Genomic DNA, 17345 nt, shown 5'->3' on the forward strand with positions numbered 1-17345 from the left:
GCACCACACTGCGGGAAACATTTAGCCTCGGTTGGGACCCCGGCGACGACACCGCGTCGTCGCCGTGGGTGAACGCCCGCCCCACATGTCCTTGGAGGGACTGTATGAAGCGCGCTGTACTCGCTGCCTCGCTCGTGCTCGTGACTGCTGCCTGTGGTGGTGGCGGCGCGACTCCCGGTCCGACGCCGAACCCGGACATCCCGACGTGGTACACGTCGATCCCGACGGACCCGAATATGCTGTATCAGGCGGCGACCTCCGAGTCGCGTGACCTGCAGCTTGCGGTGAACAAGGCGACGGCCGACGGCCGCAACGGCATCGCGCAGCAGATGGAGACGAAGTTCCAGGGTCTCTCCGAGCGCTTCCAGGAAGAGACGGGCCTGGGCGCCGAGTCCGAGTTGCTTGACCAGTTCCGCACGGCCTACCGCGGCGTCGTGAACCAGACGCTGAACGGGTCGCGCGTGAGCCGTCAGGAAATCAAGCAGAACGGCGTGACGTACCGCGCCTTCGTGTTGGTGGAAATGCCGATCGGTGCCGCGAACCAGGCGCTGATGCAGCGCATCCGCTCCAACCAGGCGATGTACACGCGCTTCCGTGCGGCCCAGGCGTTCGAGGAGCTGGATCGTCAGGTGAAGGCCTACGAGGAGTCGCAGCGCAGCGGCAATCCGTAAGCGTTCGGTTGTAGTCGTACCAGTTCTTCAGATGGAGACGCGCTGGTCCCGCCGGTGGCTGCCGCTGACGACAGTGGCTCTGCTGCTGGCGGGACTTGCCTGTGCTGGGGGACCCCGTCAGCCGGCCACGGTGACGCTTCGCGCGGCGCCGGTCAGCTACGCGTACCCCGTCTGGTTCGTGCAGGGGGGTGGGGTGAGCGGGTTGACGGTGGGCTATGCCCCGGCTTATACGACGAAGGCGGCGGCGGAGAGCGTGGCGGTCATCGATGCGCACGCGCGGGCTCGGCTGACGAGCCGGATGCGGCTGGTGGTGGAGAAGGGTTTCGAGGCGGTGGCTGGAGAGACACTGGAAAGTCAGGGCGAGGACAGCCAGGAAACGCCCCTCGCCGACAGCTTCCCGGTGTTCGTGAAAGGCAGCGTGACCGTGGGCGGCATGCACGTGGTCGCGGTGACCCCAGACTCCACGGGCCCGGGGTTGCCGAGCGGGCTGGTGACCTTGGGTTCGGAGCCCCCGGGCTGGATCCAGGTGCCGCCGGCGGCCGACGGCGACTGGTGGTACGCGGTAGGGGTGTCAACTGCGTACTTCCGGGAGTACTATGGATGGGATGAAGCCGAGCGCCACGGGCGGCAAACGCTGGCCCTGAACGCCGGTGCACGTATGCGTTCGTTGATGGAGCAGACGGAAGAAGAGCAGCGCGCGGTGTTGCAGGTCAGCACGGCCGTTGAGTTGGGTTCGGTGTCCGTGGTGTCGCGCTGGCGTGATGCCAACAACTGCTATGTGCTGGTCCGCGGCCGCGTATTGGCCGTTCGGACGCGGTAAGGTTCCCCACTGCTGGAGAGGATGACTGCCATGGTCCCCACCTACGTCACCTTGACTGGTCGCGCGCTCCGTGCGGCACTGCTGGTGCTTGTTGCCCCGCTCACCCTCGCGGCGCAGCAGTCGAACACCGCCGAGATCGAGGTCATCGCGGACAGCGTCGGCCAGCCGGTGCTGGTGAACGGCCGGCAACTGGGGACGACGCCGTCCACGCTGCGCATCCAGCCGGGCAACGGCGTGCGCATCGAGGTGGGCCGCGGCGCGCGGATGCGCGGCTTGTCGCTCGACGTACCCGCGGGCTCGCGGATCAAGGTTGAGATGACGATGCCGCGCGATACGCAGCCGCTGCCACCGGTGCGCACGGAGGCGGAGGTCCAGCGGCAGCTGTTGGCGTCGAATGCGTATCCGATGCCTCGCGAGCCGGTCGCGCCGGTGCAGCCGCGTCGGCCGGGGTTCTTCGGCAGCGTCCTGATCGGCGGTGCGCTGGCCGGCGGTGCGGCGTTCGCGGGCTCCGCGGCGCTGTGCGACCAGAAGTTCACGTCGCCGTCGCCGTCGGGCGGCTACGTCAACGGGCAGTACTATGCGCCGGGGCAGCACTCGCTCGGACCGCTCGCCAGCTGCCGGGCGGGCGCGGCCGGCATCGGTGCGCTGGTCGGCACGGGCGTGATCCACATGATCCGCCGCGGCGGATACCGTGGGAAGCAGGAGAGCTTCACGCGGGACCAGGCGCAGTACGCCACGGAGCGTACCGCCTACGAGCGTGCGGTGCAGCAGCGGGAGCAGCGCATCAAGGACGACGTGCAGAAGTCGCTCGACGAGGACCAGTCGCGTCGCCGCGAAGTGGCTTCGGCGAACGATCGCGCGATCCGCGCGAACCAAGAGCTTCCGCTCGTGACGTTCCTGAACACGCAGCGCACGCAGGTGGTCGGCGGGCGGACGAACTCGCAGCCGCCGCAGTTGCGCATCGAGAACGTGTCGTTTGCCGATGCGGACGGAGACTCGATCATTTCCGCCGGCGAGCGCGCCACGGTGCGCGTGCGGCTCCGCAACTCGGGGCGCGGGGCCGGCGTGAACGTGCGCGTCGAGGCCAAGTCGAATTCGCGCCTGCGCTTCCAGCCGGGACAGCTCGGCGCGGTCGCGCCGGGCGATGTCCGTGAGGCCGTGATCGAAGTGGTGGCCACGCAGGACGTGATTGACGAGCAGGCGGCGCTGGAGATCATCGCCGTCGAAGGCAATGGCTTCGACTCGCAGCCGCTGCAGCTCCAGGTGCCGGTGCTGGCGTATCGGCCACCGGACCTGCAGATCCTCGGTGCGCAGGCGGTGGATGGCGAAGGCAAGACGATCATCGCGCCGGGCACGCAGGCGACGGTCACGGTGCGCGTGCAGAACCGCGGCGAGGGCAAGGCGGAGAACGTGCGGGTGACGATCGCCCGCGGCGAGAACGTGTTCTTCACGGACGACTTCCAGGCGCCGACGATCACGCGCGAGCTCGGCACGATGCGTCCGGGGCAGTACGAGGACATCAAGGTCGAGGTGCTGCCGAACAACCGCGCGACGGCGTTCGCGCTGACGGCGGCCGTCACCGAAGGTTCGGGGCGCTACAACGTGCCGGCGCGCGACCTCGGCTTGGCGCTGAACAGCGCCTCGCGCGGCATGGCGCAGGTGGTCGCGGTGCAGGCACCGCGGCCCGTGCCGGGCGGCGCGTCGGCGGCCGCGGGGAGCTTCGGGTCCGACCTCCTGCAGAACATCCCGACCGTGGCCGAGAACCCCAACGCGATCGCCGTGATCATCGGCAACGCAACGTACCAGGGCGACATTCCGCCGGTGCAGTTCGCGGCGAACGATGCGGAGGTCATGGCCCAGTACGCCCAGAAGGCACTGGGAATCCGCCCCGGGAACATCATTCGGCTGAACAATGCCACCGGCACCCAGCTGCGCACGACCTTCGGCGTGCAGAACAATCCGAACGGTCGCCTGCGCAGCCAGATCCGTCCGGGCGTGAGCGAGGTCTTCGTCTTCTACTCGGGTCACGGGGCACCGGACGCCAGCGAGCGAAAGGCCTACATCATGCCGTCCGATGCCGACGCGTCGTTCCTCTCGACGACCGGTTTCAGCGTGGATGTGCTCTACGAGAACCTGGCGGCGATGGGAGCCAAGCACGTGACCGTGGTGCTCGATGCGTGCTTCTCGGGTGCAACGGGCAACGGCGACATGCTCATTCGGTCGGCCTCACCGATCGGCATCCAGGTCAATGATCCGGCGCAGCGCTTCCAGGGCGGGAATGCGACGATCATCGCGGCCGCCGAGGGCCAGCAGCTGGCCAATTGGTACGACGAGAAGAACCACGGCTTGTTGACGTATTTCTTCCTGAAGGGGCTGCAGGGTGCCGCGGACAAGGATGGCAACGGCGTGACGGTTGACGAGATGAAGGCTTTCCTGACGGACCAGTCGTACGGCATCCCATACGAGGCGCGCCGCCTGCACGGGCGCGATCAGACGCCTCAGGTGTTCGGCACCGGCAGCCGTGTGCTGCGTCCGGCACCGGCCGGCGGGCAGCCGTAATGCGTCAGCTTCGGTGGGGCCTCGTGGCCGCGGTTGCGTTGATCTCGTGCGTGCCGGAGATCACGGTGGAGCCGCCGGAGGCGGGAACGGTGACTGTCACGGTCGCATCGTCGACGATCCTTCAGGGTGGCACCACGCAAGCGACGGCGAATGCCGTCGACACGCGCGGTCGTGCGTTGACGAGCGAGCCGAGGACGTGGTCGTCGTCGAACAACTCCATTGCGACCGTGAGCCCCACCGGGTTGGTGACGGGTGTGGGCGCGGGAACCGCCAACATCTCGGCGACGGTACTCGGCCGAGCCGGATCGGTGGCGGTCACGGTGGCGCCGCCGGTGGCGTCGGTGCAGGTGACGGCGCCGGATTCATCGATTGTGCGCGGGCAGACCGTGCAGCTCACGGCCACGCCGCGGACGGCGGGCGGTGCGGTCGTGACGGGTCGCACGGTGAACTGGTCGTCGGCGAGCCCGTCGGTGGCGACGGTGTCGACGTCTGGGCTCGTGTCGGCCGTTGGGGTCGGGTCGGCCGTCATCACGGCGACCGTTGACGGCATCAATGGTACGTTGACGATCACCGTGGCGACGGACGTCGCGACGGTGCAGGTGGCGCCGACCACGGCGACCCTGACGGAGACGACCCCGACTCAGCAGTACACGGCTACGCCGCGCAACGCCGCGAACACGGCGTTGACGGGCCTTACCGTCACGTGGTCCAGCTTGGATACGACCATCGCGACGGTGAGCGCGAGTGGGCTGGTGACGGCCGTGCGTCCGGGGTCGACGACGATCCGGGCGACGGTGGATGGGGTGAATGGCAACGCAACGGCGAACGTGAACGTGTGTTTCCCCACCCCGTACAATTTCGGGCCCACGGTCAACGGGTCCCTGGTCTCCGGCGACTGTGGGGTGGCGGGCGGCGGCGTTGAGGATCTCTTCCGGTCCACCGAGCCGAGCACTCGGCTCATCTATTGGGCGATGCCGCAGCCGACGGCCGCCGGTCAGGTCTCCGTACTGCGAGAGCTGCGGCCTGGCGTGGTCACGAGCGATGCACTGCCGGCGGGCGGCGGCAACTTCGCCTATACCGTCGCGGGCGGCGGCACGACGCGGTTCCGCATCCGCACGAGCGGCTTCGCGTTGCCGTTCAACTACGAGTTCAACGTGCCGGCCTCCGATCCGGCGCAGTCCGCGTCGTGGCCGGCGGCTGCCTGCCGGACGATCCCGATCATCTACGGCTCCACGACGATTTCGGTGAACCGCGCACTGGCGGCTGGGGACTGCCAGTCGTCGTCGCGACTGTTCCATTCGTGGCTTGTCGCGCTGCAGGCCGGCGAGCAGATCACGGTCACGCAGAACTCCACGGCAATCGATCCCATCGTGTACATCACGCAGGGCGGCGTGGATCTTGCCTCGGACAACAACAGTGGCGGCGGCGTCAATGCGCGCCTCGTGTACACCGCGCCGTCGACGGGGAACTACGAAGTGCGCACGATGGCGGCGGTAGCCGGCACGTCGGGCGCATACAGTGCCACGTTCACGATCGCCCAGGCAGCGGTGGCGTCCGTGACCGTGACGAGTGCCGCAACCTCAGTCGTGCGCGGCCAGACGATCCAGTACACCGCGACGACCCGCGACGCCTCCAACAACGTCCTCACCGGTCGCACGGTCACGTGGTCCTCGGACAACACGTCCATCGCGACCGTCAGCGCGACGGGCGTGGTGACGGGAGTCGGCGTGGGTTCGACGACGATCCGCGCCACCAGCGAGGGCGTGCAGGGCACGCGTGCCATCACGGTCACCACCGACGTCAACGCGGTGGTCGTGACGCCGTCCACCTTCACGCTCAATGCAGCAGGCGCGACGCAGCAGCTGACCGCTGACCCGCGCAATGCGTCGAACGTCTCGCTCACGGGCCGCACGGTCACGTGGAGCAGCCTCAACACGGCCGTGGCGACGGTGAGCGCCAGCGGCCTCGTGACGGCGGTGGCGAACGGCACCGCCACGATCCGTGCCACGGTCGAGGGCGTGATCGGCCAGGCAACGGCCACCGTGAACATCACCGTCAATCCGTGCACGGCGACGGCGTACACGCTGGGCTCGACCATCAACGGCCAGGTCACGACGAGCGACTGCTTGTTCGAGACGAACTTCTGGGAAGACCGGTTCTCGTTCTCGCGGGCGTCGAGTGCCTACATCACCTTCCCGGTGACGCCCTCGGGTGGGACCGTGGACCTCGTCACGTACACCACGCAGAACAGCGCGGGCACGGGCACGCCATACTTCTGGACGCGCTTCAGCGCCGCGGGCACTGCGAATCGGTTGTTCGGCTCGGGGACCTTCATCTTCGCGGTCGGGAACGCGACCACGCCGCCCGTGAGCTACTCGCTCAGCTCGTCGGTGGCGACCAGCGTGCCGCCGGCCTGCCAGTCGTTGTTCACCATCATCGGCAACGGCATCAGCATCGGCAGCAGCTGGGATGCGTCATCCTGCACGCGGCTGGGCAAGCGCGAGGGCCGCTTCCGCGTGCGCCTGAACGCCGGACAGCAGATCACGGTCGGCATGTCGTCCACGATCGATACGTACCTCGAACTCTGGGCGACGAACGCGGACACCGTCACCACGCAGGTCGCGTTCGACGATGACGGTGCGGGCGGCACGAACTCGCTCATGACCTACACGGCCAGCACCGGTGGCTTCTTCGAGATCAAGACGACGCACTTCAGCAGCACGGCGCAGACGGGGACGTACACTCTCACCATCTCGACGTCGCCGCTGAGCATCCAGGCGCCGTCGCTGCTCTCGCCATCCGTGAACATGGGTGCGCCGCTCATGGCTCCTGCGCGACACCGAGGGCGGCAGTGAGGCCAGTCGGTGACATGAAGGTCGGGGTCGCCATCATCGGATTGTTCCTCCTGGGCGCCGCACCCGTCGGCGCCCAGGCCGGGCGCTGCTCGCCGGGCGTCGAGCAGGAGTGGCAGCGCCTGCGCGTCACGCGGTTCATTCCGCCGGACAAGTCGCGCGCGCAGATGGAGCAGGTGCTGCTCGGTGAGGCGCGGCGGCAGGCGGTGCAGCAAGCCGTCGGCATCACGGTCTCCACGAGCACCACGCGCTCGCAGTACGAGGCGATGGCCAACGGGGAGTCGCGTGAGTACCGCGACAACTTCTTCGAACTCTACTCGCAGGATGCGGCCGGCCTGATCGTCGAGGAGAAGCACACGACCACCAGCCGCGGGGCGGATTCGCTGTCGATCGCCTACGAGGCTCGCGTCGGTTGCGAGTCCGGGTCCGAGGCCGCGGGGTTCACCGCGTCCGTTTCGACGAATCAAGACACGTACCGCGAGAAGGACTACATCACGATCCGCGTCGAGGTGTCGGATTCCGCGCGCGTGTACCTGTTCTCGATCGCCCAGGACGGCGTGGCGCGGCTCATCTTCCCGAACCGCGTGGACCTGAACAACGCGTTCGGTGCCGGCGACGCCCGCTTCGTCCCGCGCACCGGCGCGCCGTACAGCTTCACCGCCGAACTCGATTCGCGGTTCGGGCCGTCGCAAAGCGAGATGCTGATGGGGATCTTCTACCGCGGCCGCGGCCCCGAGCTCTTCCGGAGTGCCGACGCGTTCCAGAAGGAGTTCACCCTCGAGGAAATCAATCGCGTGCTGCTGCGCGTGCCGCGGTCGGAGCGCAGTCGCGTGCTGGCCGGGTACGAGATCCGCAGCCGTGCCGACCGCTGAGCGGCGCGGCTGCGCCTTGTCGCGCTGCCTGCATCGGGTGCTCTTCACGGCCGCTGCTTCGACGGCGGTCCTGAGCCTCGCCTGCTCGTCGCCGCCTGCTGCGCGCCCCGCGCCCGCGGCGGCGCCCGCTGCGGATCCCTGGCCCGCGTCCTCCGGGCAACCGCGAAGCGCGAGCTGCGGGCCGACCCTCGAACAGGAGTGGCAGCGCATCCGGCTCGCCCGCTTCGTGCCGGCGGACCGCTCCCGCGCGCAGATGGAGCAGGTGCTGCTCAGCGAGGCTCGCGTGCTGGCGGTGCAGCAGGCTGTCGGCATCACGATCGCGACGACGACCTCGCGGGCGCAGTACGAGGCGATGGCGAACGGCGAGAGCCGCGAGTACCGGGACCATTTCTTCGAGCTCTACTCGCAGGACGCCGCCGGCGTCATCGTGGAGGAACGGCATCGTGCGGCGCGGCCGCACGCGGATTCGATCACGGTGTTCTACGAGGCCCGCGTCGCCTGCGACGCGGGCACGGAGGCTGCCGGCCTCACGGCGTCGGTGAGCACGGACCAGCTGGTGTACCGAGAGGGTGATGGCATCCGCATCACGGCGGAGGCGTCCGACGCCACGCGACTCTACCTGTTCTCGGTGCTGCAGGATGGGTCGGCGTGGCTGATCTTCCCCAACCAAGCGGATTCGTCGAATCGGCTCGCGCCGGGGACGCGACGGTCCATCCCGAGGCCGGGCGCCAACTACGAACTCAAGGCGCAACTCGAGCCGCGCTTCGGCGCCGCGCAATCCGAACTCCTCTTCGCCATCTTCTACACCGGCGATGGTCCGGCGCCGTTCCGGGCCCAGGATGCGTTTACGGCGAAGTTCTCGCTGGAGCAGATCAATCGGGTTCTGCTCCGCATCCCGCGCGCCGAGCGCAGCCGCGCGGTGGCAGGCTACGAGATTCGCGCGCGATAGCACGTTGCGCCTGCCCTAGGCATCTCAGTTGACGGGCAGCGTGCGGCCGGAGTTACGTTCGTTCGCGAATGCCGACCTCCGCTGACCTGCCCGTGCACCTGAAGTCGTTCGGGGCACCTCAACTCGAGCGACTCGAGGACGGGGTGGCGCACGCTGTCCTCCGCGGCGGCAAACCCCTCGCCCTGCTGATCTACCTCAGCACCCTCGACGGCCGCCCCGACACCCGCGAACATCTCGCCGACCTCCTCTGGGGCGACGAATCCCCGGACCGCTCCCGCGCCTCGCTCCGCCAAGCCGTCTACGCGCTCAAGCAAGCCCTCGGCGACGAGATCCTCCGTAGCGACCGCGAGTTCCTCTCCGTCGACATCGAGCGGCTGCCCAGCGACCGCCACGCCTTCCTCGCCGCCTCGCGTCGCAGCGACTTCGACGCGATGCTCGCCGCCTACGGCGGTGCCTTCTGCGACGGGCTGCCGATCGGCGGCGCGGTGGAGTTCGAACGCTGGATGCGCGCCGAGCGGCTGCGCCTGGAACGGCTCTTGTTGGATCAAGCCGCTGGTGTCATCCCGGCGCGACTGGCGGCCGGCGAGAGCGAGGCCGCGCTGCACGTCGCGCGCGAGCTGGATCGCCTGTTCCCCGACCGTTCCGAAGTCGTCGTGCAGCTCTTCGACGCGCTGGTCTCGACGGGCAATCGCATGGAGGCCATCGAGCGCCTGAGCGCCCACGGCGCGCGACTGGCCTCGCAGGAGATGTCGCTGCCGCCGCCGCTGGCCGAGCGCATCGCGCGGGCGCGGCGTGCGGCGGCGGATCCGGCGCACGTGCCGGCGGGGCCGGCGATGGCGCTCGCGACGGTCGGCCAACAGCTCGTGGGCCGCGAGCCGTTGCTCGGTGAGCTCTCGCGCATGGCGGAGAAGTCGCGCGCGGGCGCGGTGCAGCGCGTGCTGCTCTACGGGCCCGCGGGCGTGGGCAAGACGCGCGTGCTCGACGAGCTGGAGGCACGCCTGCGGCTGCGCGGCGCCCGCGTGGTGCGCGTGAGCGTGCAGCCGGCCATGCAGGACGTGCGCTTCGCCGCGCTGGTGGACCTGGTGCGCGCGCTGTGCGCGCTGCCGGGTGCCCTCGGCATCACGGAGCTCTCGGCGACGCAGCTCATCGGCATCGTGCCGGAACTGCGCGAGCGATTTCCCGGCGCGACGATCGCTCGTGCGGTGCGGAGCGACGCCGACCGCCGCCGCGCGCTGCAGGATGCGCTCGCCGACCTGCTGGCGTCGGTGTCCGAGGAACGTCTGGTCGTCGTGATGGTCGACAACCTGCACCACGCGGACGAGGAATCGCTGCTGGTGATCGGCGGGACACGGCCCATCGCCACCAGCCGCCTGCTGCAGCTGTGGACCTCGCGCAACTCGACGGACACCGCGGTGGGCACCGACCTCAGCGTGATCGAGGTCTTGCCCTTCGGCGTCGACGATATCCGCGCGCTGCTCTCGGCGGTGGCCACGCTGCCGGAGATTCCCTGGGCGGACGACCTCGTGGTCGCCCTCGAACGGCGCTCGCGCGGCGTGCCGCAGCTCGTGCTCGCCATGGTGCGCTCGCTCGGCGCGGCGCGCCTGCTGCACGTCGAGCGAGGGGCGTGGACCAGCGATCGGCCCGACGCACTGCTGGCGATGGCCAACGAGACGGCGGGCACGACGGCGCTCGTCGCGGGGCTCGACCCGTTGGCGCGCCTCTCGCTCGAGGTGCTCGCCACCTGGGGACGTCCGCTGGAGGAGCGCGATTTCATCGGGACCATGCAGAGTCGCACGGCGCCTCCCACGGAGGACGCCCTGCGCCAAGCGCTGCGTCATCTCGAAGGACTGGGGCTCGCGCAGTCCCGCGACCTCACCTGGGCCCTGGCGCACGATACCATCGCCGATGAGTTGCGCAGTGTGCCGGCGCCGGTGGCGGCGGAATCGCCGGCGGAGCTGCTGTTCCGCTACTGGCGGAGCGCCGAGCGACTCACCGTGGCGGTGCTGGGCCAACTCGCCCTGATCGCCGGGCGTGATGAATCGTCGGCGATGGCGGTGCGGTTGGGGCGCGCGGCGCTGGAAGCCCCGAAGGTGCGCGAGTCGGGACTGCGCGGCCGCGCCTTGGGGCGCCGCCTCGCGCGCATGTGTGGCCGGCCGGAGTGGGAAGGGCGCATCCTCCGAGGGTTCGGCTTCTGGGGACGCCAATCGGAGCGCGCACGCGTGCTCGCGACGGTTGGTGGCATGCTCCTGTTGGGCGCTGTCTCGTGGCTCGCGTTGCGGCTGCAGCCGCGCGTGGTCGTGCTGACGCCGCCGATGGCGGAATCGGGCATCAAGATCGCGATGCCGCTCGAGGTACAGCCGCGCGTGCGCGTTGAAGACGGATTCGGACGACCCTGGCGTACGCCACTTGCCGTCGCGGTGCGCACGGATGCGGGGCGGCTTTTTGGCGATACCATACGGACCACACGGGACGGCACGGCGCAGTTCGAGCGTCTGGCCTTGCAGCTCGACGCAGTCGAGGCGTCGGAGCCGGCGCGCCAAGTGCATCTGCTCGTGACCGGGCCGTGGTTCGTCCGCGCCGCGCGGGCGCCCATGACCGGTGTGTTCACCGGGACGGTCGGCGATGACTTCCGGATCACCAAGCTGGAGGTGAACCGCGTGCCGGTCGGCGACTCGTTGATCGTGGACGTCGCGGCGGGGGATTCGCTGCTGGTGGATCTGACCTTTCAGTACACCACCGTGCGCGCGACGGCGAACTACCTCGTCGGGGCGGCGGCGACATGGGAGCCTCGCGAGGACGCCTCGATCCGCCTCGCTGGACTGCCGCGGCCCGTGCACGAGGCGTGGCGCCACGTCACGTTCAGCCTGCGTGCCCCGTCGGCGCCGGGCAATCACTACGTCGTGGTGCTGTTCGGCTTGGACGACACCGTCGAGCACATGTTCGCGAGTACGAACTGGATGTTCGGCGCGCCGCGCTGGAATGACGGCGATGACATCCAGGACCAACCGCCGCAGTTCTACGAGGAGCTACGCCTCCTCGGGCGCGCGAAGGTGGGCCACACCATGCGCGGGCGGCTACGCACACGCCAGGCGGATGTGCGCGTCGGCGACTCGGTGAACGTGACGGTCAGCCCGTCGCGTGAAGAGGGGTGGGAATGGGCCATCGGGCGTGCCATCCACGTTCGCGTGCGCCCCGTGCGCTGAGCGGCCGCTCGGCGCCTACCAGGTCGGCTCAGGAATGGCGCGCGTCGCTGGCCGCCCGAAGCGGTAGCCCTGGAAAAGCCGCACGCCCATGTCGCGCAGCACGGCAACCTCGTCGTCCGTCTCCACGCCCTCGGCGATCACCGTGATGTCGAGTGACGCGCAGGTCTGCAGCGTGCCCGCGATGATCGCGCGGCGCGTGCGGTCCTGGTGGATGTTGCGGATCAAGGCCATGTCGAGCTTGATGAGGTCGGGCTCGAAATCCGCCAGCAGGGCAAGGCCCGCGTAGCCGGCCCCGAAGTCGTCGATGGCGGTCTTGAAGCCCTTCCGCTTGTACTCGGCGAAGATGCCCTTGAGATGCGCCCGGTCGCCGATGGGTTCGGCTTCGTTGACCTCGAAGATGATCTGCGAGGTGGGGAAGCCGAGTTCGGCGGCGGCCTCGAGTGTGACGCGGATGCAGGTCTCGGGGCGGTACACCGCGTTCGGCAGGAAGTTGATCGAGACCGGCGTCGACAGCTGCAGCTCGGCGGCGACGCTGATCGCCGCCACGCGCGCGGCTTGGTCGAAGCGATAGCGATTGTGGTCGTTGACCTTCGCCAGCACGTCCGCGGCGCCCTCGCCGTGGAGGCCCCGCACGAGCGCCTCGTGCGCGAAGACCGTCTTGGCCTCCACGTCCACGATGGGCTGGAAGGCCATGGTGATGGCGAAGTCGAGGCCTGCGCCGTCTCGGCAGGCGCGGCAGCTCAGGGCGGGCGGAGGGGAGGGCAGGGCGGGCACAGGGGAAGTATCGGCAGCACGCCGCGATGGTGCCAGATGGCGCGTGGCTCGGACCCCGGGCCGATACGCTGCGCGTTAGATTTCGGCTGGTCGCCCGCTCTCCCACGCCCGACTTTTCGCTCTCGTATGCGTCCCGACGTCCTCGAAACGCTCGTCTCGCTGGCCAAGCGCCGCGGCTTCATCTTCCAGTCCTCCGAGATCTACGGCGGCACGGGCTCGGTGTGGGATTATGGCCCGCTCGGCGTCGAGCTCAAGAACAACGTGAAGGCGCGCTGGTGGAATGCGATGGTGCGTGAGCGCGATGACGTCGAGGGCCTCGACGCCGCGATCCTCATGCACCCGAAGGTCTGGGAAGCGTCCGGTCACGTGAGCGGCTTCTCCGACCCGCTGGTGGACTGCAAGGCCTGCAAGGCGCGCTTTCGCGCCGACAAGCTCGCCGATGCCCAGTGCCCGCGGAAGCCGAGCAAGAAGCCGGGCGAGCACACGGATTGTCAGCTCACGGAGCCCCGGCAGTTCAACCTGATGTTCAAGACGTTCATGGGCCCCGTCGAGGACTCGGCGGCCGTCGTGTACCTGCGTCCCGAGACGGCGCAGGGCATCTTCGTGAACTTCCTGAATGTGCAGCAGGCGACGCGGCAGAAGGTGCCCTTCGGCATCGCGCAGATCGGCAAGGCGTTCCGCAACGAGATCACGCCGGGCAACTTCACGTTCCGCACGCGCGAGTTCGAGCAGATGGAGATGCAGTTCTTCGTCGAGCCGGGCACGGACATGGAGCACTTCGAGCGCTGGAAGCAGGCGCGCCTCGATTGGCACCTGGCGCTGGGCCTCGACCGCGACCGCCTCGAGTTCCACCAGCACGGCGAGAAGGAGCTGGCGCACTACGCGCGTGCGGCCTTCGACATCAACTTCGACTTCGGCGGCTCGCTGGGCTTCCAGGAGATCGAGGGCGTGCACAACCGCAGCGACTTCGACCTCACGCAGCACCAGCAGTTCTCCACGAAGAAGCTCGAGTACGTCGATCAGGCGGCGAACAAGCGGTATGTGCCGTACGTGATCGAGACGTCGGTGGGCGCGGACCGCGTGACGCTGGCCATCATGGTGAACGCGCTGCGCGAAGAGGCCGTCCCCGGCGAGCAGGAAGGACGCACGGTGATGGGCTTCCACCCGGCGCTGGCGCCCATCAAGGCCGGCGTCTTCCCGCTGACCAAGAAGGACGGCCAGCCGGAGATGGCGGAGAGGCTCGCCGCGGCGCTGCGCAAGAAGTTCAACGTGTTCTACGACGAGGCGGGCGCCATCGGGCGTCGCTATCGCCGGCAGGACGAGGCAGGCACGCCGTTCGGCATCACCATCGACGGGGACTCCACCGCGAACAACGACGTGACGATCCGCTTCCGCGACAACATGGGGCAGATCCGCGTCGGGGCGGACAAGGTCGTGGAAGTGATCGCGAAGTATCTCGAGGCCGATCACAAGACGGCCGACTCGGCATTGGTCGGCTGAGGCAGGCCGCATGTCCGCCAGCGACGCCAGTCCGCTCGACGCGCTGCGTGCGCGCGGCGAGGCCTTCCTCGAGGCCATCTCCGCGGAGTATCACGCGGCGTACGCCGGCCTCAAGGCCGCGCCGCAGATCCAGCCGATCTATGCCGCACACGCGGCGGCCTACGGTGACGAGGCGTTTGCGCAGGCGCTCGAGTTGCTGCGCGGCTCCGCCGAAGGGAGCGAAGACCGTCGCTCGGCGCGCCTGCTCGTGGACTGGCTGCTCGAATCGCGCGTCGGGCGCGAACTCGCCGCGCTCGACGAACGCGAGATCGCCTGGGAGAACGCCGCCGTCGTGTCGTTACCCGATGGCACGCAGGAGCCGTACCAGCGCGTGCCGATCACGCTGGGCAACACGCGCGACGCGAAGGCGAGGCACACGCTCGACGATGCGCGCGCCAAGCTCGTCCTGGCCGAGCTCGCGCCGATGCGGCAAGAAAAGCTCGAGCGCGAGCACGAGGTCGTGTCAAAGCTCGGCATCGCCGGCAGCTACAATGCGACCTGGGAGACCCTGAGCGGCATCTCTCTCGCCGCGCTGCGTGCCGAGTGCGAAGCCTTCCTGCGTGGCACCCAGCACGTGTGGGACGACGTCTTCCCCGAGTTCCTGAAGAAGGGACTCGGCATCACGCCCGACGAGGCGACGCGCGCCGACGTGGCCGCGCTGATGCGCGCGCCCGAGTTCGATGCCTATTTCACCGCGGAGGCAATGGAGCGCCAGGTGCGCCGCCAGGTGACGGAGATGGGCATCTCGCCGGACGCCGAGGGCCGCGTGCGCTACGACACCGGCGAACGCGAAGGCAAGCGGCCGCGGGCCTTCTGCGCGCCGGTGCGCATCCCCGACGTGGTGCATCTCGTGCTGCGCCCGCACGGCGGCCAGAACGACTGGATGACGCTGCTCCACGAGCTGGGCCATGCGCTGCACTTCGCCAACATGCACCGCACGCTGCCCTTCGAGTTCCGCTGGCTCGGCGACAATTCCGTGACCGAAGGCTACGCGATGCTCTTCGATCACCGGCTCAAGGACCGCGGCTGGCTCGCGCGCTACTCGGGGCTCGACAAGAAGGCGATGCCGGCGTTCCTCCGCTACATGGGCTTCGAGGAGCTGCACTTCGTCCGGCGCTACTGCGCGAAGCTCATTTACGAGACGGAGCTCCACAGCGGCGCGGTTGCGTGGTCGGCGCTGCCGGACCTGTATGTCGAGACGCTGACCAAGGCGACGGGGTTCCGCTACCAGCGCAGCGATGCGTTCGTGGATGTGGATGCCCGCTACTATGCTGCGCGCTACCTGCGCGCGTGGCAGCTGCAGGCCTTGCTCGATGAATCGCTGCGCGAGCGCTTCGACGACGACTGGTGGCGCAATCCGCGCTGCGGACCGTGGATGGTCGAGGAGCTCTTCGCGCACGGGCAGCGCGAGCTGGCGCACGAGCAGGCGGAGCGGGTGGCGGGGAAGAGGCTGTCCTTTGCGCCGGTCATTGCCGGCATCGAACGCATGCTGGGCTGAGCCATGGCGACGGTGTACCTGAACGGCAAGTTCGTCCCGAAGGGCGAAGCGATGATTTCGGTGGAGGATCGCGGGTTCGTCTTCGGCGATGGCATCTACGAGGTGGTGCGTGCCATCGGCGGCCGACTCTTCGAGTGGCCGGCGCACGCCGAGCGCCTCGCCTATGGGCTGCGCGAGTTGCGCATCGATGCGACGGGCACGGACGCGCTTGGCGACGTCTGCCTGCAGTTGCTGCGCGACAATGCGCTCACCGAGGGCGAGGCCACGCTGTACCTCCAGGTGAGCCGCGGCGCCGCGCCGCGCACGCACTACTTCCCGCCCGCGGGCACCGCGAACACGGTCTATGCCTCGGCGTCGCGCTTCGTACCGAACATGGAGATGCGCAACAAAGGCGTGAAGGCGATCACGTATCCCGACCAGCGCTGGGCCCGCTGCGACATCAAGACCGTGAACCTGCTCGGGCCCGTGCTGGCGCGACAGGCCGCGGTGGAGCAGGGCGCGTACGAGGCGATCCTGCACCGCGATGGCATGGTCACGGAAGGTGCCGCGACCACCTGCTTCGCGGTGATCGATGGCGTGCTGCGCACCACGCCGCTCTCGAACTACCTGCTGCCGTCCATCACCCGCGCGGTGTTGATGGAGATCATCCGCGGAGCGGGGATCCGCTGCGAGGAGCGTGCATACACCCTGATGGACCTGCGGAAGGCAAGCGAGATCTTCGTCTGCGGCACGACGACGGACGTGCAACCGGTCGTGACGCTCGATGGGCAGCCGGTGGGCGATGGAGCGCCGGGACCGACGACGGTGGCGATCCGCGAGCTGTTTGCCAAGCGGCTATACGGCCGCTGAGCCGCATGGTATCCACGGCGTTCCGACCGCTGGGCGATTGATGCCCCGCCGCAAGCGCTGGCAACTCCCCGACGCGCCGCCCACGCCGGCGGCCGAGGACTCGACGGGTCGCGTCTTGGCGGAGATCGCCCACGCCGTCCTCAACGCCAACGACGCCCGCGACGCGTACCAGTTCGCGCTGGATCGCGCCTGCCCGGCCGTCGGGGCGGCGCTCGGGGCGGTGTTCCTCCTGGAGGGGGCCGCCGAGGTCATGCGCCCCGTGGCCGCGCACAATTGGCCTGATCGCTGGCGCCGCTGGCTGGGGGAGATGCGTGTGCGTGTCGGCTTCGGGCCGGCCGGCGAGGCGGCCGCCGAGCGCCGCCTCATCGAGGTCGGCGACGTGTTCGCCGACCCCGCGCTCGAGGACTGGCAGGACGTGGCGCGCGAACTCGGCTTCCACGGCATCGTCTCCGTGCCCCTCGCCGGCCCGGCTGGCCTCGCCGGAGCGGCCAGCTTCTACTTCGCGACGCCTGGGGCGCAGCGCCCGGGGACGAAGGCCATGCTCCGCGTCGTCGGCGACCTCCTGGCCACGGCCCACGAGTTGGAGAGGCTCCGACGCCAGTTGCGGCTCGCCGAGGCCGCGCTCGAGGACGAACGCTCCGCGGTGGCGCCGCGTAGAGGGGACAGCGAAGCAACCGACGTGTAGATTTGAGGTGTCTCATCGGCACCTCTCAGGAGAACCCCCCAACGTGTCTCGTCATCAGCAGTCCGGCCGCACGC

General features: G+C 69.1%; 12 protein-coding genes. 11 read left to right on the forward strand and 1 reads right to left on the reverse strand.

Annotated elements, in window-relative coordinates; all coding sequences use genetic code 11:
- Window positions 1-104 precede the first annotated feature (104 nt).
- The 7 genes from Strain318_RS03750 to Strain318_RS03780 all read left to right on the forward strand — a co-directional run bounded on the left by Strain318_RS03750 (window position 105) and on the right by Strain318_RS03780 (window position 11926).
- Entirely contained in the window at window positions 105-671 is a 567-nt protein-coding gene (locus Strain318_RS03750) for a hypothetical protein (protein ID WP_367887191.1), read from the forward strand.
- A gap of 130 nt (window positions 672-801) precedes the next feature.
- Window positions 802-1491 carry a hypothetical protein gene (locus Strain318_RS03755; protein WP_367887192.1) on the forward strand — a complete coding sequence of 230 codons (690 nt, stop codon included), beginning with the start codon at window positions 802-804 and terminating at the stop codon, window positions 1489-1491.
- A 21-nt stretch (window positions 1492-1512) separates the two neighbouring features.
- On the forward strand, window positions 1513-4050 hold the full coding sequence (locus tag Strain318_RS03760) for a caspase family protein (RefSeq protein ID WP_367887193.1): 2538 nt from the start codon (window positions 1513-1515) through the stop codon (window positions 4048-4050).
- Window positions 4050-6905, forward strand: coding sequence for an Ig-like domain-containing protein (locus tag Strain318_RS03765; protein ID WP_367887194.1), 2856 nt, complete (start codon window positions 4050-4052; stop codon window positions 6903-6905). The genes Strain318_RS03760 and Strain318_RS03765 overlap by 1 nt, the downstream gene beginning before the upstream one ends.
- Entirely contained in the window at window positions 6902-7774 is an 873-nt protein-coding gene (locus tag Strain318_RS03770; protein ID WP_367887195.1) for a DUF4384 domain-containing protein, read from the forward strand. Before Strain318_RS03765 ends, Strain318_RS03770 begins: the two co-directional genes overlap by 4 nt.
- Complete coding sequence (locus Strain318_RS03775) at window positions 7761-8723, forward strand: DUF4384 domain-containing protein (protein WP_367887196.1); 963 nt, start codon at window positions 7761-7763, stop codon at window positions 8721-8723. The genes Strain318_RS03770 and Strain318_RS03775 overlap by 14 nt, the downstream gene beginning before the upstream one ends.
- 68 nt (window positions 8724-8791) lie before the next feature.
- Window positions 8792-11926 carry an AAA family ATPase gene (locus Strain318_RS03780; protein WP_367887197.1) on the forward strand — a complete coding sequence of 1045 codons (3135 nt, stop codon included), beginning with the start codon at window positions 8792-8794 and terminating at the stop codon, window positions 11924-11926.
- Between the two features lie 15 nt (window positions 11927-11941).
- On the opposite strand, the gene Strain318_RS03785 is transcribed toward Strain318_RS03780, so the two are convergent.
- A complete protein-coding gene (locus Strain318_RS03785) occupies window positions 11942-12700 on the reverse strand; it encodes an EAL domain-containing protein (protein WP_367887198.1) in 759 nt (252 codons plus the stop codon).
- 126 nt (window positions 12701-12826) lie between these two features.
- Between Strain318_RS03785 and Strain318_RS03790 the strand changes: the two genes are divergently transcribed.
- From Strain318_RS03790 to Strain318_RS03805, 4 genes are read left to right on the forward strand one after another with little or no spacing between them, the layout of a single operon-like run.
- Window positions 12827-14200, forward strand: coding sequence for a glycine--tRNA ligase (locus Strain318_RS03790; RefSeq protein WP_367887199.1), 1374 nt, complete (start codon window positions 12827-12829; stop codon window positions 14198-14200).
- A 10-nt stretch (window positions 14201-14210) separates the two neighbouring features.
- Window positions 14211-15737: a hypothetical protein gene (locus tag Strain318_RS03795; protein WP_367887200.1), complete on the forward strand. Its 1527-nt coding sequence runs from the start codon at window positions 14211-14213 to the stop codon at window positions 15735-15737.
- A gap of 3 nt (window positions 15738-15740) precedes the next feature.
- A complete protein-coding gene (locus Strain318_RS03800; protein WP_367887201.1) occupies window positions 15741-16586 on the forward strand; it encodes an aminotransferase class IV in 846 nt (281 codons plus the stop codon).
- A 40-nt stretch (window positions 16587-16626) separates the two neighbouring features.
- Window positions 16627-17271: a GAF domain-containing protein gene (locus Strain318_RS03805; RefSeq protein ID WP_367887202.1), complete on the forward strand. Its 645-nt coding sequence runs from the start codon at window positions 16627-16629 to the stop codon at window positions 17269-17271.
- Window positions 17272-17345: the final 74 nt, after the last annotated feature.

The sequence above is a fragment of the Pseudogemmatithrix spongiicola genome (genome assembly GCF_030623445.1).
In the GTDB taxonomy this organism is placed as follows: domain Bacteria; phylum Gemmatimonadota; class Gemmatimonadetes; order Gemmatimonadales; family Gemmatimonadaceae; genus Pseudogemmatithrix; species Pseudogemmatithrix spongiicola.

Excerpts from the sequence above, each read along its gene's own strand:
- Strain318_RS03780 (WP_367887197.1), top strand. The coding sequence starts at position 8,792 with ATGCCGACCTCCGCTGACCTGCCCGTGCACCTGAAGTCGTTCGGGGCA.
- Strain318_RS03790 (WP_367887199.1), top strand. The coding sequence starts at position 12,827 with ATGCGTCCCGACGTCCTCGAAACGCTCGTCTCGCTGGCCAAGCGCCGC.
- Strain318_RS03750 (WP_367887191.1), top strand. The coding sequence starts at position 105 with ATGAAGCGCGCTGTACTCGCTGCCTCGCTCGTGCTCGTGACTGCTGCC.
- Strain318_RS03800 (WP_367887201.1), top strand. The coding sequence starts at position 15,741 with ATGGCGACGGTGTACCTGAACGGCAAGTTCGTCCCGAAGGGCGAAGCG.
- Strain318_RS03765 (WP_367887194.1), top strand. The coding sequence starts at position 4,050 with ATGCGTCAGCTTCGGTGGGGCCTCGTGGCCGCGGTTGCGTTGATCTCG.
- Strain318_RS03760 (WP_367887193.1), top strand. The coding sequence starts at position 1,513 with ATGACTGCCATGGTCCCCACCTACGTCACCTTGACTGGTCGCGCGCTC.
- Strain318_RS03805 (WP_367887202.1), top strand. The coding sequence starts at position 16,627 with ATGCCCCGCCGCAAGCGCTGGCAACTCCCCGACGCGCCGCCCACGCCG.
- Strain318_RS03795 (WP_367887200.1), top strand. The coding sequence starts at position 14,211 with ATGTCCGCCAGCGACGCCAGTCCGCTCGACGCGCTGCGTGCGCGCGGC.